Below are 25,565 nucleotides of genomic sequence, written 5' to 3'. Positions count from 1 at the left end.
CGTTGGATTCCGAGGTGCACGCTCCAGGCGTGAGACGCATCGCGGGAATCGTCCTGGCGGTCCTGTTGATCGGCGGAGTGGCAGCAGCCGTCGTCGCGGGCCGCACTGGTCAGGACAAGGGCACGGCAACGAAGACCGTGCACGGAATGATCGGGTCGGAGAAGGCGGAGTTCTTCTCGGATCCGGACGTGGTGAAGGCCCTCGCCGCCAAGGGCTACACCGTGAGGACGGAGACCTCCGGGTCCTGGGCCATGGACGGCCTCGACCTCGAGGGGTACGACTTCGCCTTCCCCTCCAGCCAGGCGCCGGCCGACGAACTCGCGGACAAGTACCACGTCCGCAGGCCGCTGCCCCGGCCCTTCTACTCGCCGCTCGTCGTGGTGGCCCACCGCAGCGCGGCCCAGGTCCTCGCCGCCAACGGGCTGGCCACCCTCGACAAGAACACCGGCACCCTGAAGATGGCCGCCTACCTCGACGCGGCCGAGCACGAGCGGACCTGGCAGCAGCTCAAGGGCGCCAAGGCCCACGGTGAACTGACCGGCACGCTGTACATCGCCAGCACCGACCCCGAGACCTCCAGCTCGGGCGCCCTCTACCTCGCCGCCGCGTCCTACGTCGCCGACGGCGGGCGCGTCGCCTCCGACGACGCCGCCGTCGGCCGCACCGCGCCCCTGATGCACCGGCTCATCAGCGTCCAGGGCGCCCAGCAGCCCAGCACCGACGCCGCGTTCGGCGACTTCGTCAGCGGCGCCGGCAACCCGCTCGTCCTCGTCTACGAGTCACAGGTCGCCTCGCTGCTCACCCAGGGCCACGACGCCGGAGACCTCACGGTCCTCTACCCGGACACCACCGCCAACAGCGACCACACGGTCGTACCGCTCACGCCCGAGGGCCGCGCGCTGGGTGAACTCCTCAGCACCGACCCGGTGTTGCGCAAGCTGGCCGTGCGGCACGGGTTCCGTCCGCAGGGCGCGACCGGCGAGTTCACGGCGGCCACCGCCGCCCGCTCCACCTATCTCAACCAGAAGCTGACCGGCGTCCGGCAGGCGCCCGTGCCCGCCTACAAGGTGTTGCACGAGATGGCGCGCCGGGCCGGGAACTAGGGGGACCAGCACATGACCACCGAAGACACGTTCACCCTCACGCCGCCCGAGGCCGTGGCCCCCGTGCCCCGGGAGAAGGCGGGCGGGCTCGTCCCCGTCGACCCGGGGGTGCAGGACGAGATGGCGCGCAGGGCCGCGGAGTACGTCGAGGGACTCGCCGTCCTGGACGCCCGCTCCCCCGAGTTCGCCGGCAAGGTCGGGGAGATCGCCGGCCTGGGCGCGAGCGAGATGCGCGGCGCCGCCGCCCAGTCCAACCGGATGCTGGAGCGGACGATCCGCAGCCTGCCCGCCAAGGGCGAGGACGCGCAGTCGCACGTCGCCGGCTCGCTCGTCGAACTCCGGCGCGTGGTCGAGGACCTGGACCCGCGCGACCTGTCCGCGAGCAAGGGCAGGAAGTTCCTGTCCCGGCTGCCGGGCGGCAACAAGCTGCGCGACCACGTCGCCAAGTACGCCTCGGCGCAAGGCACGTTGAACAAGATCGTCGGCTCGCTGCGCGGCGGGCAGGACGAACTGCGCCGGGACAACGCGGCACTCCAGACCGAACGCGTGCGCCTCTGGGAGACGATGGGCAAGCTCCAGGAGTACGTGGTGCTGACCCAGGCCCTGGACACCGCGGTGGAGAACCACATCGCGGGCGTCGACGCCGCCGACCCCGCGGGGGCCGACACGCTCCGCTCCGACGTCCTCTTCCCGGTCCGGCAGAAGCACCAGGACCTGCTCACCCAGCTCGCCGTGTGCGCCCAGGGCTATCTGGCGATGGACGTGGTCCGGCGCAACAACGACGAGCTCATCAAGGGCGTCGACCGCGCGGCCACCACCACGGTCTCCGCACTGCGCATCTCCGTCATGCTCGCCTCGGCGCTCGACAACCAGCGCAAGGTCGTCGAGCAGGTCAACGCCCTGCGCGGCACGACGGAGGACCTGATCCGCGGCAACGCCGAGATGCTCTCCACCCAGAGCGGGGAGATCCAGCGCATCGCCGCCGACCCGGCCGTCGGCGCCGAGACCCTGCGCACCGCCTTCCAGGAGATCTACCGCACCCTGGACGCCATCGACACGTACAAGGCCCGGGCGACCGAGACGATGGCCGCGACGGTGGAGTCCCTGACCTCCGAGCTCCAGAACGCCGGAGCCCACCTGGAGCGCAGCCGCACCCGGGGCGCCCTGGAAGGCGGGAACGGATGAGAGCCCTCCGCCTCGCGGCCGGTGCCGCCGCGGCCCTGCTCGCCGTCACGGCCTGCACGGCCCACGAGGACACGAGGTCCGGGGACGACGGCGCCCCGCGGCCCGGCACCCTGCGCGTCCTCGCCTCCAGCGAACTCGGCGACATGAAACCGGTGCTCGAACAGATCCGGAAGGACACCGGCATCACGGTCCGGCCCACCTACATGGGCACCCTCGCCGCCGTGGACCTGATCGCGCGGGGCGCCTCCGACGACCGGTACGACGCCCTGTGGCTCTCCTCCGACGACTATCTGCGCCTGCGTCCGGAGGCGGCGAAGAAGGTCGTCTCGGAGACCCCGATCATGTCGAGCCCGGTGGCCGTCGGCGTCAAGCCCGCCACCGTACGGGCCCTCGGCTGGACACCGGGCGACGTCACCTGGAAGCAGGTGGAGCAGGCCGTCGCGGACGGAAGGCTCACCTACGGCATGACCGACCCGGCGCGCTCCAACTCCGGTTTCTCCACGCTGGTCTCGGTGGCCTCCGCACTGTCCGGCGCCCAGTCGGCGCTCACCGACGCCGACGTGGCCAGGGCGACCCCCCGGCTGCGCGAGTTCTTCGAGGGCCAGAAGCTGACGTCGGGGTCGTCGGGCTGGCTGGCCACCGCCTACGAACGCCGGGGCACCGTGGACGCCCTGCTCAACTACGAGTCCGTCCTCATGGGCGTGAAGGGACTGACGGTCATCCGCCCGCGCGACGGCGTCGTGACGGCCGACTACCCGCTCTCCTCCCTCGCCGCCTCCTCCCAGGACACCCGCGACGACGTCCGGCGCCTCGCCGAGGCACTGCGCGCGCCCGCCGCCCAGAAGCTGATCACCGAACGGACGCACCGCCGCCCGGTCGTCGCCTCCGTCGCCCCGGCGGCCGGACTCGACACCGGACGACGGCGTGAACTCCCCTTCCCCGGAAGCAGGTCCGTCGCCGACCGGCTCCTCGACTCCTACGAGAACGAACTGCGCCGGCCGTCCAGGACCGTGTACGTCCTCGACACCTCGGGCTCGATGGACGGCGACCGCCTCGCCCGGCTCAAGAAGTCCCTCGGCGATCTGACCGGCGACTTCCGCGACCGCGAGGAGGTGACGCTCATGCCGTTCGGCTCGCGGGTCAAGAGCGTGCGCACGCACGTGGTCCGCCCCGAGAACCCGCGGGCCGGGCTCGACGCCATCCGCGAGGACACCCGCGCGCTGAGCGCCGACGGCGACACCGCGATCTACACCTCGCTGGAGAAGGCGTACGAGCATCTGGGCGCCGACGACGACACGTTCACCTCGATCGTGCTGATGACGGACGGCGAGAACACCAGGGGCGCGAGCCCCTCCGACTTCGACGGCTTCTACCGTCGGCTGCCCGGCGGACAGCGGGAGATCCCGGTCTTCCCCATCCTGTTCGGCGACTCCGACCGCGACGAGCTCCGGCACATCGCCGACCTGACCGGCGGCCGTCTCTTCGATGCCCAAAAGGGCTCGCTGGACGGCGCCTTCGAGGAGATCCGTGGCTACCAGTAAGCTCCTCGGCTTCCTCGAGTCGCGCAAGAACCTCACCGGCAGCGCGTGCGGGATCGCCGGACTCGCGCTGACCTTCACCGGTCTCGCGGGCCCGTACTGGCCCGTCGTCGTCGCGGGTCTGTACGGCGCGGGCGCGCTGATCGCGCCGCCGGAACGCCCGGCCCCGCCCGACTTCCCGGACCCCTCCGCCCAACTGGCCGAACTGCGCGTCGACTTCGGCAAGCTGCGGGAGTACCTGGACGGCGTCGAGCTGCCCCCGGCGGCGGCCGGCCGGCTCACCGAGCTGACCGAGGTGCTCACCGCCCTGCTCGACCCGGGCTGGGTCGCCGAGGTCCTCGCCCAGGACCCCGAGAGCGTGCACGCCCTCTCCCGGACCGTACGGCAGGACGTCCCCGAGGCGGTCGACACCTTCGTCCGCACCCGGTGGTGGACCCGGCTGGCCCCCGGCACCGAACCGCCGGAGCGCCATCTGGAGCGTCAGCTCACCGTGCTGCAGGAGGAGTCGGACCGGATCGCGGCGGCGCTGCGGGAGACGGAGGCGCGGCGCCAGGAGTCCCACACGCGCTACCTGGAGGACCGCGGCCGCTCGCAGTGATCCCGGCCGCGCGAGAGCCGGGACCGCTCGCGGCGACCGGCGCGGCCCGCGGTCCGGCGGCTCAGGCGTTCGCCACGATCACCACCAGGATCATGACCGCCAGGATCAGCAGCGCCACCTTCAGCCCCGTGGGCCACGGCTCGCCCGGCGTCGGCACGGGCGGACCCGGCTGCGGCACGCCGGGCCCCGGGACCACCACCGGGACGTTGAACACGTCGTGCCCGGTGAGCGCCGCCCGGGTGCACCAGGGGCACGCGGTCAGATGCGAGCCGAACGCGTGCAGCGGGCGGGCCGGGCAGACCCGTACCAGCGCCCGCTCCTTGTCCAGGGCGCGCAGCCACGCCTCCGCGGAGGGCCGCGTGGCGGGGTCGTGCACCCCGGGACCGAAGGCGGTGCGGGCCAGCGCGAGGAGTTCGGGCGGGAGCACGGAGGGGTCGATGGTGCCGCGCGGCATGATGACCCGCTCGGGGCGCACGACGTAGGAGATGCTGGCGGCGATGTTGTCCTTGACGGTCGACTCGGAGGCGCTGTCGTGCGGGACGCCGCCGAAGGGGTGGTTCCCGGCCGTCAGCAGCTGGTAGACGAGGACCGCGAGGGCGAACTCGTCGGTGGCGCGGGTGGCGGGACCGCCGGCCTGCCGCTCGGGGGACGAGTAGTCGGTGGTGTGCATCAGACAGGGGAAGAGTTCCCCGGTCGCCGGGTCGCTGAAGGCGATGGAGTCGCAGTCGAGGAAGGTGACGAAGCCGTTGGCGTCGACGACGACGTTGCTGCTGGAGAAGTCGCCGATGACGAGATCGTCGTAGTGCATGCGGGCGGTCATGAAGGCGAGGTTCCAGGCGACGCCGAGCAGGAAGCGCCAGTCGGCCCGGTCGCCGAACAGCTTGAGGCGCTGGGCACGGGTGAACAGGCCGATCAGCTGGACGTGCTGGGGTTCGCCGAAGCGGCGCATGGCGTAGCCGAGGAACTCGCCCTCGGGGCCGCGGGCGAGAGCGGTCGGCCAGGCCAGTTCGGGCGGCTGGGAGGCGTCGGTGGGGCGGGTCACGAGCGGGGACATGGTCAGCATCCGCTTCAGCCGCAGTTCCTCCTTGAGCCCCGGCGCCTCGCGGTACAGCTTGACGACGATGCCGTCGTCGCCGACGACCGGGAAGACGGCCGCCTGGCCGCCGCCCTTGAGGGGCAGCTCGGCGAGGGTGACCCGCCTGCCGTCCAGGAACACCGTGCGGCCGCTCACGGCCGCGCCTTGAGCACGGCCCGCAGGAGGGTCTTGTCGTCGGCGTTGAGCGCGGTGAGCCGGTCCGACCGGAGCAGGGTCCCGAGGCCTTCGTGGGCGCTCGCGGTCACCGGGCCCGGGACGTCGAGGGAGCGGAACACGGCCTCGACGAAGGAGGTGTTCGGGGACAGCGCGCCGCCGGCGGACCGGTTGAGCGCGGCCTGCGCCAGTCCGTCGGTGGACAGCAGCACCCCGTCGACCCCCTCGTCGGACACGCAGTCGGTGTGCACCCAGCGGGCCGCGTCGGGCGAGGTGAGGAAGACCGTCTCGTTGCTGTACTCGCTGACTGCGGCCGGCTGCGGCAGCAGATGGAACTGCCGCTCGCCGTCCTCCGTGCCGGCCCGCAGGACGACGAAGCCGTCCCCCAGGGACAGATGGCCGAGCCAGCCCCGCGCGAGCACGACCACGGTGAGCGTGGTCGCGAAGTCCGGCGCGTCGGGGCCCGTGCGGTCCAGGAACACCTTGCGGACGTCGTGGAAGGCGTCCCGCAGCAGCTCGCGCACGGCCTTGCCGTCGCGGCGGTCCGCCGCGACGGCGGCCCGCCGCGCGAAGTGCTCGGTGGCCAGCTCCACCGCGAGCCGCGAGCCCTCCTCGGAACGCGGCCGGCTGCCCGCGCCGTCCGCGACGGCGAGGACCGCCACGGACTCCGTCACCGTGTACGCGCAGGCGTCCTGGCAGGGCCGGCCCTGGCGGCGGTGCCGGTACCCCTCGACGCTCATTCCGTGGATCCGCCACGGCGTACGGCGCTCGTCGACTGCGGTCATCACTCAGGAGTCCCATCGGGTCATCGGTCACGATTCCCAGGCCGGGCGCTGCGTCTTGAACTGGCTGAAGATCTTCTCGAAGACCTCGTCGCCCGCGCCCTTCTGCTCGGCGTTGGCGCTCGCGGACATCATCTGGAGCAGCTCGCGGAACGGGAATCCCTGCAACCGGGCGTTGAACTTCGGCGCGAACGACCGCAGCACCTGCTCGCCCCGGTCCGTGATGCCGCCGACGCCGATCGCGTACAGCCGGAAGCGGCGGGCCTGCTGCTCGTCGGCGAGCACCGGGATCAGCCGGTGCCAGGAGTCGGTGAGATGGCCCGTGGCGTCGGTGGGCAGTCCGTCGGTGACGAGACAGATCTGCGGCCGGTAGTACTGGAGCCCGGAGGCGCGCAGTTCGGCCTTGCGGGCGGCGACGATGTTCATCGACAGTTCGAGGGCCTCGGTCATCAGGGTGACCCCGGCGGCGGCGAGCTGCGGCGGGCGGAACATGTGCGCCGGCACGAAGGGGCTCACCGGGGCGCCCACGGGCAGCAGCTGGGGGCCGCGCCAGGCGGCGACGCCCTGGCCGCCGAAGGTGACCACGGCGACCTCGACGCTGTAGCTGAGGCTGACGTCGTCGTGCAGTTCCCGGGTCCACTCCGCGAGCGCGTTGTTGAGCGTCTGGATGGGCTGACCCGCCATGGAGCTGGAGATGTCGAGGCACAGGACGAGCGGCAGCCGCTGCGCGTTGTTCTCGAACTCGATGTCGGCGTACTCCGCCGGCAGGGTGGGCGGGTAGTCGCTGTGCATGGGGTTCTCTCCTGGTCTCAGGTCCTGGCGGCTTTGGCGTGCCGTCCGGGTGTCGGCGGGAACGCGTAGAGGACGTCGGAGCCCCGCTCCCCCGCCTCGGTGACGTCGACGAGTCCGCCGGGCGCGGGCGGCGGGCGGTCCGGCTCGGCCCACACCGCCCGGTACAGCACGTCGTCCACCTCGACATAGCCCTGCGGGTGCAGTTCGGTGCGGACGACGGCGGGCCGGGCGGGGCCCGGTACGTTGCCGACCCGCCGTCCGTGGCCGCGGGGCGACGGGGTGGTCCGCAGGCGGGTGGTGGCCTCGTCGGGCACGTGGGTGCGGGGACGGGCGGCGGGCTCGTCGGACGCGGGGGTGCGGGGGCGGGCGGCGGGCTCGTCGGACAGGTGGGTCCGGGGACGGGTGCGCGGCCGGGGCGCCGCGGCCTCCGGTACGGCGCCGACGCCCGAGGCGGCGAGCGAGTGCCGGGAGAGGCTCCCGACGGCGACGGACCGGGCGGAGCGGCGGATCAGGAAGAGGAGCAGGCCGAGCAGGAGGACGAGCACGGCGCACAGGACGGTGAGCACCTGGGTGGCGGTGTCCCAGCCGGAGTCGCCGCCGGGGTCGGTGCCGACCGCGGGGTCGCGGCCGGTACTGCCGATGTTCCCGGTCTCCTGCCCCTGTTTCCCGGCGGCGGTCTCACCGGCGGGGGTCGAGTTCGCGGAGGCGCCGCTTCGCGACCCGGTGACGGTGTAACTGCGCCGGGGCAGCTCGGCGGCCAGGCCCAGACCGATCAGGCGGCTGCCCCTCATGGTCTTGGTGAACGGGGCGCACCGGTCCGCCTCCCCCGCCTTGGGGTCGCAGGCCCCGCGGGCGGCCAGCTCCTCCCGGACCTCACGGGTCAGCGGGTCGATGACGGCGTCGTCCGCGACGCGCCTGCCCCTGCTGTCCGCCAGCACGAGGAGTGCCGTTCCGCCCAGCCCGGTGTGGACGCCCTTCGGCACCTCGACCAGGAGCCGCCCCCTCCGGTTCCACAGCCTCTGTTCGAGGTCCTTGCGCCGCCCGGCTCCGTCGTCGTCGAGCGGCAGGTTCCGGTCGAGGGTGACGCGGACGGCTCCCTGGTCGATCGCGTCGGCCCAGCAGCCGAGGTGCTGCTCGAAGGCCGGCCCGCACGGCTCGCGGGCCGCGGCGGGCACCGCCGGGGCGAGCGCGGCCAGGAGTCCGGAAAGCATGAGGAAAGAAAGCCGCCGCATGAAAAGACCCCCCGTGGCCCTGCGAAAACACCCCCGCGGCCCCGAAAGGCACTCGCCCATAGTGGCGGAAACCCGCGGTCCTCCGTAAGGGTTTGGGGAATGCGGCGGACTTCACTTCTACAACTCGAACACCTGATGGCATCGGGCGAACATTTGTCTCGCCTGCTCCACCCAGTCGCTGGCCAAAGCATCGAAATCCGTTTGCGTCATGCGACAGGTCAGGGGGAGGTCGCACACTCCCGCGAGACAGGGGCGCGGCCCCCGCACGTCCCACACGGACAGCATGGGACGGAGCTGTTCGGTGTTCCACGCGTTCGACGCGGCGGCGGCGAGCGCCAGTTGGTCCTTGCGCAGGAAATTCCCGTCGGTCGCGAAAGCCACCAGCAGCCTCTTGGTCGTCATGAACCGCACGGTGACCATCCGGCCCGTTTCCTCGAGGTCGAAACGCATGGAGACGGAAACGGTGTCGGTCGCCGTGTGGAAATTCCGTCTGGTCACCCAGTTCTGCACCAACTGCCGCCAGTGCGTTCCGATTTCGAGGATCTCGTGGCCGCGGCCGGGAAAGGAGTCAGGCGCCGCCACGGACCACCGCCTCGGTGACCATCGCGTCGGTCAGCCCGGCGTCGAGCAGCGCCCGGGCGTGCGACAGCAGACAGGAGGGCACGGACACGCTGGTGCTCTGCTTGCGGCGCTTCACCAGGTCCTGGGTGCGCGCCGCGATGCTGTGGGCGACCGTGGGCGGCGGCCAGACGGCCTCCCGGGGCTCCTGCTCCAGCAGTCCGGCCATCAGCCGGTCCAGCCGGGGCCGGTCCTCGGGACGCTTGGCCAGACAGCGCGCGATCAGCTCCCGCATCGGCCCCGTGATGCCGTCGAGTTCGGGCTCCTCGAAGGCGACGCGGTAGCGGACGGCCTCTCCGCTGCCGTGCGGCGGCCGTCCGGTGAGCGCGTACACCAGGACCCCGCCGAGGGAGAAGACGTCGCTCGGCGGGCCCACCGTGGCACCCCTGATCTGCTCGGGCGACATGAAGGGCGGGGTACCGACGACGACGCCGACCTGGGTGAGGCCCGGGGCGCCGTCCACGCGGGAGATCCCGAAGTCGATGACGCGCGGTCCGTCGGAGGCGAGGAGCACGTTGGCCGGCTTGAGGTCCCGGTGCACCACGCGTGCGGCGTGGATGGCCTGGAGCGCCTCGACCAGACCCGCGCCGAGCCGCCTCACCTGCGGCTCGGGCAGGGGTCCGTCGGCGCGGACCGCCTCGGCGAGCGAGGGACCGGGCACGTACAGGGTGGCCAGCCACGGCAGTTCGGCCTCGGTGTCGGCGTCGACCACGGCCGCGGTGTAGGCACCGCTGACCACGCGGGCCGCCGCGACCTCGCGCGCGAAACGCTCCCGGAACTCCCCCTCCGCGGCCAGTTCGGGCCGCACCACCTTGACCGCGACCTCACGCCCGGAGGGCGAGCGGCCGAGGTACACCCACCCCATGCCACCGGAGCCGAGCCGGCCCACGATGCGGTACGGACCGATCCTCATGGGATCACTGACAGGCGTACGCACCCCGCCCACCTCATTTCGGGGTCGACTGCGAGATGTCAGGAGTGTCCCCTGAAATCCTCGCTTTTTCAGCCGTTCCGGCACGGGCGGGGCGTGGAGCGCGAAAAAGCCGGGGTCCCGCACGGATGTGCGGAACCCCGGCGGGTGCGGTCACCGCGGCCGACCGCCGCAACAGTCGCAGGTCAGGGCAACTCGGGTCGGCCGCGGAGTCGTCGGGGGCGTCAGCCCAGGCGCTGCACCAGGGCGCGGTACTCGTCCCACAGTTCCTTCGGCGTGTGCTCACCGAAGGTGTTGAGGTGCTCGGGGACCAGCGCGGCCTCCTCGCGCCAGACCTCCTTGTCGACCGTGAGCAGGAAGTCGAGGTCGGACTCGGCCAGTTCGAGACCGTCGGTGTCGAGGGACTCCCGGGTCGGCAGGACGCCGATCGGGGTCTCGACGCCCTCGGCCCTGCCGTCCAGGCGGTCGACGATCCACTTCAGGACGCGGCTGTTCTCGCCGAAGCCGGGCCACACGAACTTGCCCGCGTCGTTCTTGCGGAACCAGTTCACGTAGTAGATCTTCGGGAGCTTCGCCTGGTCCTTGTCCTTGGCGACGTCGACCCAGTGCCCCATGTAGTCGCCCATGTTGTAGCCGCAGAACGGCAGCATGGCGAAGGGGTCGCGGCGCAGCTCGCCGACCTTGCCCTCGGCGGCGGCGGTCTTCTCGGAGGCGACGTTCGCGCCGAGGAACACGCCGTGGTTCCAGTCGAAGGACTCCGTCACCAGCGGGACGGCGGTGGCACGGCGGCCGCCGAAGAGGATCGCCGAGATCGGCACGCCCTTCGGGTCCTCCCACTCGGGCGCGATGATCGGGCACTGCGAGGCGGGCACCGTGAAGCGGGCGTTGGGGTGCGCCGCGGGCGTGCCGGACTCCGGCGTCCAGTCGTTGCCCTTCCAGTCGGTCAGGTGTGCCGGAGTCTCCTCCGTCATGCCCTCCCACCAGATGTCGTTGTCGTCGGTGAGCGCGACGTTGGTGAAGACGGAGTTGCCCCACAGCGTCTTCATGGCGTTGGCGTTGGTGTGCTCGCCGGTGCCGGGCGCGACGCCGAAGAAGCCGGCCTCGGGGTTGATCGCGTAGAGGCGGCCGTCCTCGCCGAACCGCATCCAGGCGATGTCGTCACCGATGGTCTCGACCGTCCAGCCGGAGATCGTGGGCTCCAGCATGGCGAGGTTGGTCTTGCCGCAGGCGCTCGGGAAGGCGGCGGCGACGTACTTCGACTCGCCCTGCGGCGGCGTCAGTTTGAGGATCAGCATGTGCTCGGCGAGCCAGCCCTCGTCGCGCGCCATCACGGACGCTATGCGCAGGGCGTAGCACTTCTTGCCGAGGAGCGCGTTGCCGCCGTAGCCGGAGCCGTACGACCAGATCTCACGGGTCTCGGGGAAGTGCGAGATGTACTTCGTGGAGTTGCAGGGCCACGGCACGTCCGCCTCGCCCTCGGCCAGCGGCGCCCCGAGCGTGTGCACTGCACGCACGAAGAAGCCGTCGGTGCCGAGTTCGTCCAGGACGGGCTGTCCCATGCGGGTCATGGTGCGCATGGACACGGCGACGTAGGCGGAGTCGGTGATCTCGACGCCGATCGCGGAGAGGTCCGAGCCGAGCGGGCCCATGCAGAACGGGACGACGTACATCGTGCGGCCGCGCATCGAGCCGCGGAAGACGCCCTGCTCACCGGAGAAGATCTCCCGCATCTCGGCGGGGGCCTTCCAGTGGTTGGTCGGGCCCGCGTCCTCCTCCTTCTCGGAGCAGATGAAGGTCCGGTCCTCGACCCGCGCGACATCGGTCGGGTCGGAGGCGGCGTAGTAGGAGTTGGGGCGCTTGATCGGGTCGAGCTTCTTGAAGGTGCCCTTGCGGACGAGCTCCTCGCTCAGTCGCTCGTACTCGGCCTCGGATCCGTCGCACCAGACCACACTGTCCGGCTCGGTCAGTTCGGCGATCTCGTTGACCCACGAGATCAGTTCCTTGTGGTTGGTCGGGACGGGAGCCGCGATGTCGCGCGCCACGATTGCTCCTAAATGAGGGGTTTGTTGTTGTGCCCCGTGGGGGCTGCGACCCGGATGCTTCTCGGTGCTGGGACCTCTGGCGCTCATCCGGTGCCGACCGCACTCATTTGATGATCCGACCGGGCCGCGCATATGTCCAGAGGGCCTCACACCTGAGCGGAGTGAGCATCGCCACTCGCCGGGAGGTTTCCGCCCGCTCACCCCGGGTTCACCGCGGGTACCCCGGCGGCGCCCCCCGATGCCGTGAGATCATGGCCACTATCGCGGTTCGCCCGCGCCGGACTGACACGTAACTTACGGTTCCGTAGGTACGATTCGGCCATGACTGCGCCCGTCCCCGACGCGCCCACGGACTCGCCGGCCGCCGGCCCGATGCCTGTCGCGCACTCCCTGTCGGAAGAGATCAAGCCCAAGCTCCGCGGCTGGCTGCACCTGGGCATGTTCCCGGCCGCCCTCGTCTCCGGACTGGTCCTCACCGCCCTGGCGGACTCGACCCGCGGCCGCATCGCCTGCGGTGTGTTCGCCCTGACCGCCTGCCTCCTGTTCGGTGTGAGCGCCCTCTACCACCGCGGCAACTGGAGCCCGCGGATGGACGGCGTCCTGCGCAGGCTCGACCACGCGAACATCTTCCTGATCATCGCCGGCACCTACACGCCGCTGACCCTGCTCCTGCTGCCGGACAGCAAGGGCCAGTGGCTGCTGTGGAGCATCTGGGCCGCCGCGGCGGCGGGCATCGTCTTCCGGGTGTTCTGGGTCGGCGCCCCGCGCTGGCTCTACACACCGTGCTACATCGCGATGGGCTGGGCGGCCGTCTTCTTCCTGCCCGACTTCATGCGCACGGGCGGCATCGCCGTCCTCGTCCTGGTGATCGTCGGCGGACTGCTCTACAGCGCGGGCGGAGTGATCTACGGGATCAAGAAGCCCAACCCGTCACCGCGTTGGTTCGGATTCCACGAGGTCTTCCACTCCCTGACCCTCGCGGCGTTCATCACGCACTACGTCGGCATCTCCCTGGTGGCCTACCAGCACGGCTGACCCCCACCTCCACCCACTCGCCCCTTCCAGTGGCCGCGGCTCCCCAGCCGCGGCCACTGCGCGTTTTCCGGCCACCCCGCATCCCCATCGCGCCAACATCCCCGCCGGCCATCGACTGAAAGTCATGCTCGATTGACTAAAGCCATCTTTTGAGAGTTACTCTCATTTCATGGTGACTCCCACACAAGACGACGCCGTTCGGCGCGATCCTCCCCCACTCTCGACTTCGCTCGAGCGGGGGCACCCCCAGCGCTGGTGGGCCCTCGGGGCCCTGGTCGCGAGCATGCTCGTGCTCGGTTTCGACATGACGATCCTCAACGTGGCACTGCCGACGATGGCCCGGGACCTCGGAGCGTCCACCGGTCAGCAGCAGTGGATGGCGGACGCCTACGTCGTCGTCTTCGCCTCGCTGATGCTCCCCGCCGGGCTGCTGGGCGACCGGTTCGGACGGCGCCGGATGCTCATCGCCGGACTCTCGGTCTTCCTCGCCGGCTCCCTGGCGGGCGCCCTCGTCGACGACGTCACCTGGGTGATCGTCGCCCGCGCCCTGATGGGCGTCGGCGGCGCGCTGGTGATGCCGCTCGCCCTCGCCGTGCTGCCCTCGCTCTTCGGGCCCGACGAGCGCACCAAGGCGGTCGGAGCCGTCTCCGCCGCCTCGGCGCTCGGCATGCCGCTCGGCCCGATCATCGGCGGCTGGCTGCTCAACCACTTCTGGTGGGGATCGGTGTTCCTGGTCAACGTGCCGATGGCCGCCATCGGCATCACCGCCTGCCTGTTCCTGCTCCCCGAGACCCGCGACCCCGCCTCGCCCGAGGTGGACGCCGTCTCCACCGCGCTCACCGCGGTCGGTCTCAGCGTCCTGGTCTACGCGATCATCGAAGCCCCGTCCCGCGGCTGGGGCGACCCGCTCGTCCTCGGCTGCTTCGCCGTCGCCGTCGTCCTGATCGGGCTGCTCGTCGCCCGCGAACGCCGCAGCCCGCGCCCGATGCTGGACCTCTCCCTGCTCGCCGAACGCGGCTTCCTGCTCAACACCCTCGCCGCGACGCTCGTCATGTTCGTCCTGTCCGGCCTGATGTTCGTGCTGCCGCAGTACCTCCAGGCGGTGCTCGGGCACGACGCCCTCGCCACCGGGGTCCGCATGCTGCCGATGATGGGCGGGCTGCTGGTCGCCTCCCGGGGCGCGCAGCCGCTGGTCGTCCGCTTCGGCCCCCGCGCGGTGATCAGCGCGGGTCTCGTCGTCCTCGCCTTCGCCGCCTTCCTCGGCAGCCGTACGACCGTCGACGACGGGTACGGCGCCACCGCCCTGTGGCTGTCCCTGGCCGGGCTCGGCTTCGGTTTCGCCGTGGTGCCCGCGATGTCCGCCGCCCTCGGCGCGCTCCCCCGCGACCGGGCCGGCAGCGGCTCAGGACTGCTGATGACGGTGCGCCAGGTGGGCAGCGCGGTCGGTATCGCCCTGCTCGGCTCGCTGCTGGCGAGCACGTACGCCGACCGCCTCGACACCTCCGCGCTGCCGCGCGCCGCCGCGAAGGCCGCCGACGACTCGGTGGTCGGCGCCCATGTGATCGCCGGCCGGCTCGGCGACCGGGCCCTGGATGCCTCCGCGAACGCCGCGTACATCCACGGCATGGACCTGGTGCTGCTGGTCAGCGGGATCGCCGCGCTGGTCACCGCGCTGCTGGCGGCGGCACTGCTGCCGAGCCCGGAGCGGCCGGCCGAGACGGAGCGCGAGGACGTCGGCATGGCCCCGGCCCCGGCGGATGCCGGACAATGAGAGACATGGCCGCCACCGCACAGACCTCCGCTCCCGCCGCGGAGCCCCAGCCGGGGCTCCGCGAGCGGAAGAAGATCAAGACCCGCATCGCGATCCGCGAGGCGACGTACCGGCTGATCGAGCGGCAGGGGTACGACGCCACGACGATCGAGCAGATCGCGGAGGCGGCCGAGGTCTCCCCCTCCACGGTGTTCCGCTACTTCCCGACCAAGGAGGACATCGTCCTCACGGACGAGTACGACCCCCTCCTCGAACAGGAACTGCGGGAACGCCCCGCGGACGAGCCGTGGTTCGACTCGCTGCGTCATGTGCTGAGGAAGGCCGTGGGCATCGACACCTCCGAGGACCCCGAGGTCAGCCGGCTCCGGACGCGGCTGATGGTCGAGGTCCCCGCGGTGCGTTCACGGATGATGGAGAGCATGTCCGTCACCGGGCGGCTGCTGAGCCGGGCCATCGCCGAGCGCTCCGGCCGGGACCCGGACAGCCTGGAGGTCCGCGTCTTCGCGATGTCGCTGATCGGCGGTCTGATGGAGACCTCCCTCTACTGGGCCGAGACCGGCCAGGGGGACGACCTCGCCGATCTCGTCGAGCGTGCCGTGAACGTCATGGAACACGGTCTGGTCCCACGAAACCCGGAGGACCGGGGCGCCCCCGCGTGACATCCTGACCGCGTGAACGGACCGGAGATCCACATCGAATTCGCCCCCGGACTGGGGGTGTTCGTCCCGCACGCCCGCCGCTCCGGGATCACCCCGGTCGGCACCGACGGCTCCTCCACCCTCGGCCATGTCGTCGAGTCGCTGGGCGTCCCGCTGACGGAGGTCGGCGCCCTGGTCGTGGACGGACACGAGGTGCCCTTCTCGCACATCCCGGCGGCCGGCGAGTCCGTACGGGTCGACGCGGTCACCCGCCCCCAGCGGGTGCCGGGCGCGCCGCTGCGCTTCCTCCTCGACGTCCATCTCGGCACCCTCGCCCGCCGGATGCGCCTGCTCGGCATCGACACGGCGTACGAGTCCACCGACATCGGCGACCCGGCGCTCGCCGCCCGTTCGGCGGCCGAGCGGCGGGTGCTGCTCAGCCGCGACCGCGGGCTGCTGCGGCGCCGCGAGCTGTGGGCGGGGGGCTTCGTCTACAGCACCCGTCCCGACGACCAGCTCCGGGACGTGCTGGGCCGGTTCGCGCCCGAGCTGAAGCCCTGGACGCGCTGCACCGCGTGCAACGGCCTGCTCGCGAAGGCCACCAAGGAGCAGGTCGCCGACCAGCTGGAGAGCGGCACCGAGCGGTCGTACGACGTCTTCGCCCAGTGCGCCGACTGCGGGCGCGCCTACTGGAAGGGCGCGCACCACGACCGGCTGGAGACCGTCGTGGAGCGCGCCCTCGCGGAGTTCGGGACCTGACGGACGGACCGCCGCAGTCCCGGGATCCCGTCTAACGCCTCATCAGGTCCTTCGCCCCGCAGGCCAGTCCGTCCCGGTTCGGGTCGAGGCCGAGCGGGTCGTCCTTCCCGTTGACCCCGAGCCGTCCGTAGGCGTTCTTCTTCAGCCAGGCGCAGCGGGAGACCGTTGTCCGCTTCACCCCTTCCGGGAAGGCTGTCGGGACGCAGACACCGACCGTGCCGTAGTGGCGGTCGCAGCCGGAGACGGTCGTGGACACCTTCTGCGAGGTCCGCTTCCGTTCCGGCCCCCGGACCGCTCCCGGCAGGGAGTCGGCGAAGGAGTGGACGTGCGCCGAGGCGGTGTCCGCGGCGAGCGCGGACGGCCCCTGGAGGTGCACCCATCTGGCCACCGACGGAACACCGTTGGCGTCGACCGCGAAGAGCATGTACCAGCCGGGCGGCGCCAGATTCGGGTTGCTCGTCACGTTGAGGTCGACGTTGTTCCCGTCCACGCTCAACGGCAGGTCCACGGACCGCTGGTTGGGGTCGGAGGAGTGGGTGACGGCGGCCGGGCGGATCAGTTCGGCCTTGACGACGGGCCGGTCGACCGTGATCCGCTGGGTGTCGCCGTAGGTCCACCGGTTGTCGATGACCGAAGTGATCGTCGGCCGGGCGCCCTTGAGCAGATAGGGCGGGGTGTAGATCGACACGTTGTGGTTCCAGGTGCCGTTGCCCGGGTTGTCGCCGGTCGACATCACCCGCCCGTCGGGCAGCAGGAACGACGAGGAGTGGTAGCCGCGCGCCTGCGGGTCGGCCGCCACCGGGTCGAAGGTGTTGGTCGCCGGGTCGTAGAGGGACGACTCGAAGACCGGGTCGGCGCGGTTGTGCAGCGCACCGCCCGTCTCCAGCACCTTGCCGTCCGGCAGCAGCACCGCGGAGACGTACATCTTGCCCTGGTTGCCGGTCTCGGCCACCGGGCCGTTGCCGAGGTCCACCGTGCCCTGCGGCAGCGGTGGCCCGGCCACGTAGGCGGGGTCGGCCGCCTTGAGGTCGATGACGTCGGTCAGCCGGTTGCCGTCCGGGTTGGAGTCGATGTTGCCGCCGCCGAGGGTGAGGACCTTCTGGTCCTGGGCCGGGGGCAGCAGCACGCTCGCCGACTGGTCGCGCTGGTCCTTGTTCCGCAGGCCGGGGATCTGGGTGATCGTGTTGGCGTCGTAGTCGTAGACCGCCGAGCCGGTGCCGGGGATGTTGTTGCCGAAGACATGGCTGCCCGAGTAGAAGAGGCGGCCGTCCTGCATCAGGATCATCGACGGGTACAGGCCCCAGTACGACCAGGTCTGGTTGACCTGCCACAGCGGCAGCCACTTCCGCTGCGTGTCCGACCACAGCTCGGCGGTCACCGAGCCGGTGGAGTCCTCGCGCAGACCGCCGAAGGAGATGACGTCACCGTTGCCGAGTTCCGTCGCCGACGGGTACCAATGGCCGTCGTTGAGGTCGTTGGTCCTGCTGTAGGTCTCGGTGACGGGGTCGAAGACGTACGAGTCCTTGAAGCCCTCGTAGCCGTGCCCGCCCGCCACCGGGAACGCCTTGTTGCCGCTCATCACCAGCACTCGGCCGTCCTGGAGCTGGATGTGCCCGGCGCAGAACATGTCCTTCGGGGTGGGGACGACCTTGTAGCTGCCGTCGGCCGGGTTGTAGACCGCCGAGGTGAAGGTGCCCGCGTCGAACTGCTCCTCGCTGTTGCCGGAGCCCGCGATCAGCAGCACCTTGCCGTTGTTGAGGACGACGGAGTGCATGGAACGCACCGGGTTCTGTGTGGGCAGCACCGTCCACCGGCCGTCGGCGCACTCGTCGGCGGTGCCGGTGCAGGCGGCCGGCGGTGTGACGTCGGGGACCTGCTCCATCGTGTAGTCGTCGGTGGTCGCCGAGCCGGTGCCGTAGACGGAGACGCCCCAGGTGATGCGGTCGGTGCCGGACGGCACCTCGGGGGTGCGGACCGAGGCCCGGGTCCAGTCGCCCCGCATCTCCAGCGTCTTGAGGTCGGTCCAGTACTGCCAGCCCGCGACGGTGTCGTGCCGGAACAGCGTGATCGCCGCGTCGGGGGTCGTCGTCCTGTAGTGGAGCCCGAGGTCGTACTGCCTGCCCGCGGTGACCACCGGCGCGCACGCGGCCGACTCGGTGATCAGCGCCTTGCGGTCGCCGTCGACCCGGCGGGTCAGCGTGACCTTCATGGCCTTGGCGCCCGAGTGGGCGTCGGACACGGTCGCGAAGGTGAAGTCGTTGTCGCCCCAGCCGGACTTCTCCCAGCAGGACGGCATGCCGTCGGTGCCGTCGGTCTCGAAGCCCGGGTTCGTGACGAGGTTGGCGGCCGCCGCGGGCTGCGGTGACACGAGCAGCAGCCCGGCGGCCAGACCCGTCACGGCCAGGAGCGCGGTCCTGCGTCGTGGTCTCACCCGGAATCTCACACGGTCCTCCTCGGCGTACGGCTCCCGCGCCCGCTCTCGCGGCTGTGGCGCGGCAGATAGACCAGCGCCTCGGTCCCGGCGAAGCGCAGGACGAAGGTCGTCACCAGGGCGAGTGCCGTGGCGGACAGGGCGCCCATGCCGAAGCGGTGGACGAAGAGCGCGATCAGCGGGATGCGCAGCACCAGATCGGCGTTGGCGAGCAGCGCGAACCGGCCGAGGCGGTCCCAGCCCTTGCGGTGCCCCCGGCGGTCCCGGAAGAGCAGGTGCTCGACGAGCAGGAAGTTCCAGGCCACGCCGAGCTGGTTGGCGAGGACCTCCGCCGGGACGTAGTGCACTCCGGCGGCCGTGAGCCCGTACAGGCCGAGCAGGTTCGGCACGAAGCCGGTGGCGCCGATCAGCCCGAAGACCAGCATGCGGGCGACCGGCGAGGCGGTGCGCAGCCCGACGAGATGGCGCAGGAACCGGAGGCCCTCGCGCGCGCTCGACTTGGACTCGCCCGCGAAGCGGTCCTGGAAGACGAACGGCACCTCGGTGACCTGGCGGGGGCGGCTGCGCACGGCCAGTTCGAGCAGGATCTTGTAGCCGAGCGGGCGCAGGACCTCGGCGGTGACCGCGCTGCGGCGGATCGCGAAGAACCCGCTCATCGGGTCGCTGATGCCGCGCAGCCTGCGCGGGAAGAGCGCCTTGGTCAGCCAGGTCGCGCCGCGCGACACCGCGATCCGGTAGCCGCCCGCGAGTCCCGCCCGGCTGCCGCCCTCGACGTACCGGCTGGCGACCACGAGACCGGCGTTCGCGCGCTCTCCCGCAGCGATCAACTCCGGTACGAGGGACGGCGGATGCTGGCAGTCCCCGTCCATGACGACGATCCACTGGGAGCCCGCCGTCTTCAGTCCCTCCACCACCGCGCCGCCGAGCCCGCCCTCGGGCACCTCGCGGTGCAGCACGGTCACCGGGAAGGGGCAGTCCCGCGCGGCCTCGGCGATCACCTCGGGGGTGTCGTCCGTGGAGTCGTCCACGAAGACGACCTCGCAGGGCAGCCGGGCGGGCACCGATTCGGTGATCTGCCACAGCAACTGCCGTATGTTCGCGGACTCGTTGAAGGTCGGGACGACGACGGTGACGGCGCCCGGCTCCGGGACCTCGGCGGCGCGTACCGCGGGGTCGCCCAGCTCGCCCGGGACGATGCTCTCGAAGCTGCTCATCGGCTGCCTCCGGAACGGGCGGTGGTGGTGTGGCCGGCGTCGATCCGCCGGATCTCGATGCGGTCCTCGCCGCTGCCGAAGGTGGCGACCGGCGTGGAGTGCCCGATCGCGGCCCGCACGTTCGGCAGGTCGGCCGCGTCACGCCGTACCGTCGGGGAGGCGACCACGTAGTCGAGGTCCCTCCAGCCCCGCGACATCGTCTTCGTGACCGCGGGATCGAGGTCGGCCTTGTAGAACCAGATGGCGCCGAGGCCCGGCCGGTAGCCGTCGTGCACGAGGTCCAGCCAGAGCGCGTCGTCGACCAGCACCCGGGTGTCCTCCGGGTCCTCCACCTCGGTCCGCAGCCAGGCGGAGGCCGCCCGGTAGGGGGCGTTGGCGTCGGCCGTCACGGCGGTGCGGTCGCCGTCGTACCAGCGGGGCACGACGTAGGCGCCCGCGGCCAGCACCAGCGCCGCGGCCAGCCCGCGCCGCCCCCGGGTCACGTACGCCCGCTCCTGTTCCGTCCGCCGTCTGCGCAGCACGGCGTGGGCGACGCTCGCCGTGCCTCCGGCGAGGACGAGGGCGAGGAAGGGGAGCGCCTGGATGACGTACATCGCGGGCAGGTAGCCGTTCGGGCGCAGCGCCACCAGGGCGAGGATCGCCACGGTGAGCGCGGGTCCGGCCAGGGCGCGGGCCGTCACCGACCAGCGGAAGGTGACCAGGAGCAGCAGCGCGCCCGCGAGGCCGCCGACCGGCAGGATCCGGTCGTAGTACAGCCAGGAGTGCAGGACCCCGTACGAACCGGTGCCGCGTTCCAGGACGAACCCGGAGCCGGGCCGGCTCATCTGGTAGGTGATGCCCTCCCAGAGCGAGACGTGTCCGCCGCCGGGGAGCAGCTCCCCCTTGAGCAGGGCGAAGAGCGGATACGCGGTGCCGATCAGCACGCAGGCCGTGACGGCACCGGTGAGCGCGAACTTGCGGGTGTCGCGGTGGCTGTGCCGCCACATCGTGACGAACAGCGCGGGCAGGACGACCAGCATCGTCTCCTTGGTCAGCACGGCGGCGGCGGCCGCGAGGCCCGCGCCGAAGTGGTGCCACAGGTGGCGGCTCGGCGACGCGGCCAGGCAGAACGCGAGCAGCGTCCACGTCACCGCGATGTTGTCGAGGAAGATCTCCCGCTGGAGCACGATCGAGAGCGGGGAGAGCCCGAAGAGGACCATCGCGAGCCCGGCCGCCCACCGCGGCAGCGACAGCCGGCGCGCGAGGACGTACAGCAGGACCGCGCTCACCGCGCTGACCACGAGCATCGTGGAGCGCATCGGGCCGACCGTCATGAGGGACGGGCTGAGGTGCGCGGGGACCCAGGTCAGCAGGGCTATCTGGATCCAGCCGAGCGGTGGATGGTCGTACCAGTACGTGTAGTGGGCCAGGCCCTTGCCCTGCTGGACGGCCCAGGCCTGGGCGAGGTAGGTGCCCTCGTCGTCGCTGAGGGTGGGATAGGCGGCGATGTTCCAGCCCTGCACGAGGAGGATCGCCACGAGCAGGCCCGCGCACAGGATCAGATCGGCGCGCGAGCCGCGAGAACGCAAGCCGGTGAACGGCGCGGAGACGCCTTCGGGTGCGGAAGGCCGCTGGGCGGGGACCGTGGATGTGGCCGTCGCGGGAAGGGTGGAGGTCACGCGGCAACGTCCTCTCGGGTCGCCTCGGTGAGGTGCGCGCCGACATGACTGGTCAACTCCCAGTCATCATGGCCCCGTTGCTCGCGCCAGACGGCGCGCACGGCGGCACCCGCGAGGAGCACCTGGTAGAAGGGACCGCCGGCGACGAGCTTCAGGTAATGCACGGTGCGGACGCGCAGCCCGTACTGCTTGCCGAAGTCGTGCAGTCCGACGAGCTCGAAGACGAAGGTGACCAGGGCGGTCACGGCCGGCAGGAAGGTGACGAAGGCGATCCCGACGGGCACGTCGAGGAAGAGCGCGACCGCCACGTCGAGCGGGATGATCACTCCGGAGACCGCCTGGAGGTACGGCGTCATCAGCGTGTAGCGGGCGAGCAACCGCTGCCCCATGGTGGGCAGTTGCTTCCAGTCGCGCTTGCGGTAGACCTGTAGGAATCCCTGGTTCCACCGGGTGCGCTGCTTGAGCAGCGACATCAGCGAGCCGGGCGTCTCCTCCTTGGTCACCATGTCGGAGTCGTACGCGACGACGACCTTCTTGCCGACGCTGGACAGTCTGACACCGAGATCGCAGTCCTCCGCGAGACACGCGGGGTCCCAGCCCTCGGCCTCCCGCAGGACGTCCGTCCGTACGAAGACGGTGTTGCCGCCGAGCGGGATGAACCCTTTCTGCGCGTGGAGGTGGAGGCGCGAGCGGAACCAGAAGAAGTACTCCAGGCAGTTGCGCAGGCTGTACCAGCTGGAGTGGAAGTTGATGAGCTGCACCCCGCCCTGGACGACGTCCGCGCCCGTCGTGCGGAACGCCTGGTCGACATGGGCGAGCAGCTCGGGGTGGACCTGGTCCTCCGCGTCGAAGACCCCGACCACGTCGCCGCGGCAGTGCGACAGGGCCGTGTTCATGGCCTTCGGCTTGTTCTTCCTCTCGTGGTGGTCGACGACGACCCGCACCCGCGGGTCGCGCGCCTCCGCGCTCCGGGCCACCTCGGCGGTCTCCGGGTCGTCGTGCCCCACGATCACGATGATCTCGAAGTCGGTGTGGCTGGATTCCAGCAGCCTCCGAATGGTGTGGTCGAGCACCGCCTGCTCGTGCCGCGCGGGCAGCAGCAGCGAGAAGGACAGGCCCCCACCCCCGTCCGGGCTGGCGAACCGGGTGGAGGCCAGCACCTCGGGCGTACGCCACGCGTGCATCTGCCACCACAGGGTGAAAGCGGCCATGCAGAAGAGCGCCAGTGAAACGGCAGCAATGAAGACAGACGTGAGCAACAGATCCCCCCAGATCCCCCGAAACCCCCGGTCGCGACAGCACGCCACTGTCGTCGCGTCACTATGTCGACACTATGGGCGATCTGTGAAGGGTGCGGGTTGTACTAATGAAGAACACGTTTCGTCACACTCGGTCGGCTTGCTGAACAATCCGCACTCTGGAGAGCCTTTGGCCCGGTTGGTGGTTACGCGTTTCGGCCGTTCAGGGCCGTGCGGAGCCGGTCGGGATCGGTCGTCGGGGCGTCGCACACGAAGTTGCGGCAGACGTACGCGGTCGGTTTCGCATCCACCAGCGGGCGGTCGGCCAGGAGCGGCAGCTCGTCGCTCCCCGGCGCCCCCACCGCCACGACGGCGCCCGGCGCGGTGCCCAGAAGTGCCGTCCGCGCGAGGGCTCTCGTGGCCGGATCGGTTCCCTCGCCCACCACCGCGACCTCCCGGGGACCGTCGAGCAGCGCCTCGGCCACCGCGAGACCCCACCCGATGAAGCGGGGCACCCGGGGCCCCAGCGTCTTCACCACACCCAGCGCCCGCTCGGCGGCGGTGCGGTGGGGCTCCGCGCCGGTCTGCGCGCTGTACGACAGCAGCGCCCCGGCCGCCGCGCTCCACCCCGAGGGCGTGGCGTTGTCGGTGGGGTCCTGCGGACGGCGGATCAGCCGCTCCGCGTCGGCCGCCGTGTCGTACAGCGCGCCGGACTCCGCGTCCGTGAACTGGGCGAGCACGTGGTCGAGCAGGAACCCGGCGAACTCCAGCCAGACCCCTTCCCCGGTCACGGACGTCAGCGCCAGGAAGCCCTCGGCGACGTCCGCGTAGTCCTCCAGCACCCCCGCGTGGGCGCCCGCCAGACCGTCCTTGCTGGTACGGGCCAGCCGCGCCCGGTCGTCCAGGTGCAGCCGCACGAGCAGGTCGGCGGCGCCGATCGCGGCCTCCACCAGATCGGGGCGGTCGAAGTAGGCGCCGGTCTCCGCGAGGGCGGCCACCGCGAGCCCGTTCCAGGCGGCGACCACCTTGTCGTCGCGCCCGGGGGCGGGCCGCCCCGCCCGCGCGGCGAGCAGCCGCTCCCGCACGGAGGCGATCCTGGCGGCGTCGAAGACCCCTTCCCGCTGCGGGAGCTGGAGCACGGAGGCGCCCTCCTCGAAGGTGCCCTCCTCGGTCACCCCGAAGTGCTGCGCGGCGAGTTCGGCGTCCGCGTCCCCGAGCACCTCGCGCAGCTGCTCCGGCGTCCAGACGTAGTACGCGCCCTCGACGTGGCGGCCGGTGCCGTCGTCGCTGTCGGCGTCGAGCGCGGAGGCGAACCCGCCCTCGTCGGTGCGCAGTTCACGCACCATGAAGTCCGCGGTCTCCAGCGCGACCCGCCGGGCGAGCTCGGACCCGGTGGAACGCCAGAGGTGCGCGTAGACGCGGCAGAGGAGCGCGTTGTCATAGAGCATTTTTTCGAAGTGCGGGACCACCCAGTCCCGGTCGACGGAGTAGCGGGCGAAGCCGCCGCCGAGCTGGTCGTAGAGACCGCCGCGCGCCATCCGTTCACAGGTGTCCACGGCCATCTGCAGAGCGCCCTCGGAGCCGGTCCGGGCGTGATGGCGCAGCAGGAACTCGATCACCATGGACGGCGGGAACTTGGGCGCGCCGCCGAATCCGCCGCGCGCGGCGTCGTAGTCCCGGGTGAGCCCGAGCAGCGCGGCGGCCAGCTCCTCCTCGCCCGGCACCCGGCCGTCCCCGAAGGACATCTCCCGCTCGGCGAGATCCCGCGCGATCTTCGCCGCGACCTCGGTGACCTCGTCCCGCCGGTCGTTCCAGGCACCCGCCACGCCCTCCAGCACCTGCCGGAAGGACGCCATGCCGTGGCGGGGCTCGGGCGGGAAGTAGGTGCCGAAGTAGAAGGGCTCGGCGTCCGGGGTGAGGAACACGGTCATCGGCCAGCCGCCCTGCCCGGTCGCCGCCTGCACCGCCTCCATGTAGACGGCGTCGACGTCGGGCCGCTCCTCGCGGTCGACCTTGACGCTGACGAAGTGCTCGTTCAGGTAGGCGGCCGTCGCCTCGTCCTCGAAGGACTCGTGGGCCATGACATGGCACCAGTGACAGCTGCTGTACCCGACGCTCAGCAGAACGGGCCGGTTGCTCCTGCGGGCCTCGTCGAAGGCCTCGGCCGACCACGGCCACCAGTCGACGGGGTTGTCGGCGTGCTGGAGCAGGTACGGGGACGTCTCATGGGCCAGTCGGTTCACCCTGCCACTCTCCCACGGCGTCCGGGACGACGCGGAAGCGCAGACGCACCGGGCGCGCCCCGTCAGGGGGCGCCCTCGCGGGCGCGGCCGCACCGGGCCCCTGCGCTGCTCGGCGCCACCGTCGCGGTGCTCCTCGTGCGGACACTCCGGGCGGGCACCGAGGTGCGGAACCGGCAGGTGGCCCGGGCGGGACCGGACGTACCGACGGCCGCGGGCCGCGCGGCCACCGCCGTGCCGGGACCGCACCGCGATCAGCGCGCCCGGCCGACCGCGTCGGCGACAGCCGCCGTCGCGGTGCCGGACGCCCGGTTCGGCACGGCCACCGCGCGGCCGGGCGCCCTTCTGGTCCAGGCCCTGGCCCGCGCGGTGGCGGGTCTCGCCTGCGCCTGCGTGTTCCTCGCCCTCGCCAAGAGCCGCGCCCCGCACGGCGGACAGCCGGGGTGCGCGCCTTCGAGGGGGCCGGCTCCGGAGTCCGGCACCCTCGGTCGCGGCGAATGATCGACCGCCC

21 protein-coding genes are annotated in these 25,565 nt (G+C 71.6%); 9 read left to right on the top strand and 12 right to left on the bottom strand.

Annotation, left to right across the window (positions count from 1 at the left end):
* Window positions 1-29 precede the first annotated feature (29 nt).
* Genes CW362_RS26585 through CW362_RS26570 form a run of 4 tightly spaced genes read left to right on the top strand, consistent with a single transcriptional unit; the run spans window position 30 to window position 4,424 of the window.
* On the top strand, window positions 30-1,103 hold the full coding sequence (locus CW362_RS26585; RefSeq protein WP_103552072.1) for a substrate-binding domain-containing protein: 1,074 nt from the start codon (window positions 30-32) through the stop codon (window positions 1,101-1,103).
* Between the two features lie 12 nt (window positions 1,104-1,115).
* On the top strand, window positions 1,116-2,288 hold the full coding sequence (locus tag CW362_RS26580; RefSeq protein ID WP_103552071.1) for a toxic anion resistance protein: 1,173 nt from the start codon (window positions 1,116-1,118) through the stop codon (window positions 2,286-2,288).
* A complete protein-coding gene (locus CW362_RS26575; RefSeq protein WP_103552070.1) occupies window positions 2,285-3,829 on the top strand; it encodes a substrate-binding and vWA domain-containing protein in 1,545 nt (514 codons plus the stop codon). The genes CW362_RS26580 and CW362_RS26575 overlap by 4 nt, the downstream gene beginning before the upstream one ends.
* Window positions 3,774-4,424: a hypothetical protein gene (locus tag CW362_RS26570; RefSeq protein ID WP_103552069.1), complete on the top strand. Its 651-nt coding sequence runs from the start codon at window positions 3,774-3,776 to the stop codon at window positions 4,422-4,424. The genes CW362_RS26575 and CW362_RS26570 overlap by 56 nt, the downstream gene beginning before the upstream one ends.
* A 61-nt stretch (window positions 4,425-4,485) precedes the next feature.
* On the opposite strand, the gene CW362_RS26565 is transcribed toward CW362_RS26570, so the two are convergent.
* The 7 genes from CW362_RS26565 to CW362_RS26535 all read right to left on the bottom strand — a co-directional run bounded on the left by CW362_RS26565 (window position 4,486) and on the right by CW362_RS26535 (window position 12,070).
* Entirely contained in the window at window positions 4,486-5,655 is a 1,170-nt protein-coding gene (locus CW362_RS26565) for a hypothetical protein (RefSeq protein ID WP_103552068.1), read from the bottom strand.
* Window positions 5,652-6,458 carry a PP2C family serine/threonine-protein phosphatase gene (locus CW362_RS26560; RefSeq protein WP_103552067.1) on the bottom strand — a complete coding sequence of 269 codons (807 nt, stop codon included), beginning with the start codon at window positions 6,456-6,458 and terminating at the stop codon, window positions 5,652-5,654. Before CW362_RS26560 ends, CW362_RS26565 begins: the two co-directional genes overlap by 4 nt.
* Before the next feature lie 27 nt (window positions 6,459-6,485).
* Window positions 6,486-7,247 (bottom strand): vWA domain-containing protein, encoded by a 762-nt coding sequence (locus tag CW362_RS26555; protein WP_103552066.1) that lies wholly within the window; start codon window positions 7,245-7,247, stop codon window positions 6,486-6,488.
* Between the two features lie 17 nt (window positions 7,248-7,264).
* Entirely contained in the window at window positions 7,265-8,458 is a 1,194-nt protein-coding gene (locus CW362_RS44815) for a hypothetical protein (RefSeq protein WP_240658062.1), read from the bottom strand.
* Window positions 8,459-8,596: 138 nt separating this feature from the next.
* Entirely contained in the window at window positions 8,597-9,061 is a 465-nt protein-coding gene (locus CW362_RS26545) for a hypothetical protein (protein WP_103552065.1), read from the bottom strand.
* Window positions 9,048-10,010 carry a serine/threonine-protein kinase gene (locus CW362_RS26540; protein WP_338069079.1) on the bottom strand — a complete coding sequence of 321 codons (963 nt, stop codon included), beginning with the start codon at window positions 10,008-10,010 and terminating at the stop codon, window positions 9,048-9,050. The genes CW362_RS26545 and CW362_RS26540 overlap by 14 nt, the downstream gene beginning before the upstream one ends.
* A gap of 242 nt (window positions 10,011-10,252) precedes the next feature.
* The gene (locus tag CW362_RS26535; RefSeq protein WP_103552063.1) at window positions 10,253-12,070 is read right to left on the bottom strand and encodes a phosphoenolpyruvate carboxykinase (GTP); all 1,818 of its coding nucleotides are present in this window, start codon (window positions 12,068-12,070) and stop codon (window positions 10,253-10,255) included.
* 321 nt (window positions 12,071-12,391) lie between these two features.
* On the opposite strand from CW362_RS26535, the gene trhA reads away from it, so the two are divergent.
* From trhA to CW362_RS26515, 4 genes are all read left to right on the top strand, one after another.
* Complete coding sequence (trhA, locus tag CW362_RS26530; protein WP_103552062.1) at window positions 12,392-13,105, top strand: PAQR family membrane homeostasis protein TrhA; 714 nt, start codon at window positions 12,392-12,394, stop codon at window positions 13,103-13,105.
* 169 nt (window positions 13,106-13,274) lie between these two features.
* A complete protein-coding gene (locus tag CW362_RS26525; RefSeq protein ID WP_103552061.1) occupies window positions 13,275-14,876 on the top strand; it encodes an MFS transporter in 1,602 nt (533 codons plus the stop codon).
* The gene (locus CW362_RS26520) at window positions 14,873-15,535 is read left to right on the top strand and encodes a TetR/AcrR family transcriptional regulator (protein ID WP_376453094.1); all 663 of its coding nucleotides are present in this window, start codon (window positions 14,873-14,875) and stop codon (window positions 15,533-15,535) included. Before CW362_RS26525 ends, CW362_RS26520 begins: the two co-directional genes overlap by 4 nt.
* Window positions 15,536-15,547: 12 nt before the next feature.
* Window positions 15,548-16,273 (top strand): Mut7-C RNAse domain-containing protein, encoded by a 726-nt coding sequence (locus tag CW362_RS26515; RefSeq protein ID WP_103552059.1) that lies wholly within the window; start codon window positions 15,548-15,550, stop codon window positions 16,271-16,273.
* Window positions 16,274-16,304: 31 nt separating this feature from the next.
* On the opposite strand, the gene CW362_RS26510 is transcribed toward CW362_RS26515, so the two are convergent.
* The 5 genes from CW362_RS26510 to CW362_RS26490 form a co-directional block, all read right to left on the bottom strand.
* Window positions 16,305-18,569, bottom strand: a complete 2,265-nt coding sequence (locus CW362_RS26510) for a galactose oxidase early set domain-containing protein (protein WP_420856881.1) — start codon at window positions 18,567-18,569, stop codon at window positions 16,305-16,307.
* A 143-nt stretch (window positions 18,570-18,712) separates the two neighbouring features.
* The gene (locus CW362_RS26505; protein ID WP_103552057.1) at window positions 18,713-19,918 is read right to left on the bottom strand and encodes a glycosyltransferase; all 1,206 of its coding nucleotides are present in this window, start codon (window positions 19,916-19,918) and stop codon (window positions 18,713-18,715) included.
* Window positions 19,915-21,576 carry an ArnT family glycosyltransferase gene (locus CW362_RS26500; RefSeq protein WP_103552056.1) on the bottom strand — a complete coding sequence of 554 codons (1,662 nt, stop codon included), beginning with the start codon at window positions 21,574-21,576 and terminating at the stop codon, window positions 19,915-19,917. The genes CW362_RS26505 and CW362_RS26500 overlap by 4 nt, the downstream gene beginning before the upstream one ends.
* On the bottom strand, window positions 21,573-22,835 hold the full coding sequence (locus CW362_RS26495) for a glycosyltransferase (protein ID WP_103552055.1): 1,263 nt from the start codon (window positions 22,833-22,835) through the stop codon (window positions 21,573-21,575). Before CW362_RS26495 ends, CW362_RS26500 begins: the two co-directional genes overlap by 4 nt.
* A 185-nt stretch (window positions 22,836-23,020) precedes the next feature.
* The gene (locus CW362_RS26490; protein WP_103552054.1) at window positions 23,021-25,057 is read right to left on the bottom strand and encodes a thioredoxin domain-containing protein; all 2,037 of its coding nucleotides are present in this window, start codon (window positions 25,055-25,057) and stop codon (window positions 23,021-23,023) included.
* A gap of 135 nt (window positions 25,058-25,192) precedes the next feature.
* On the opposite strand from CW362_RS26490, the gene CW362_RS26485 reads away from it, so the two are divergent.
* Window positions 25,193-25,555 carry a hypothetical protein gene (locus tag CW362_RS26485; protein WP_103552053.1) on the top strand — a complete coding sequence of 121 codons (363 nt, stop codon included), beginning with the start codon at window positions 25,193-25,195 and terminating at the stop codon, window positions 25,553-25,555.
* Window positions 25,556-25,565: the final 10 nt, after the last annotated feature.

Source organism: Streptomyces populi (assembly GCF_002911015.1).
Taxonomy (GTDB): domain Bacteria; phylum Actinomycetota; class Actinomycetes; order Streptomycetales; family Streptomycetaceae; genus Streptomyces; species Streptomyces populi.
This window is presented reverse-complemented; position numbering and strand designations above follow the sequence as displayed.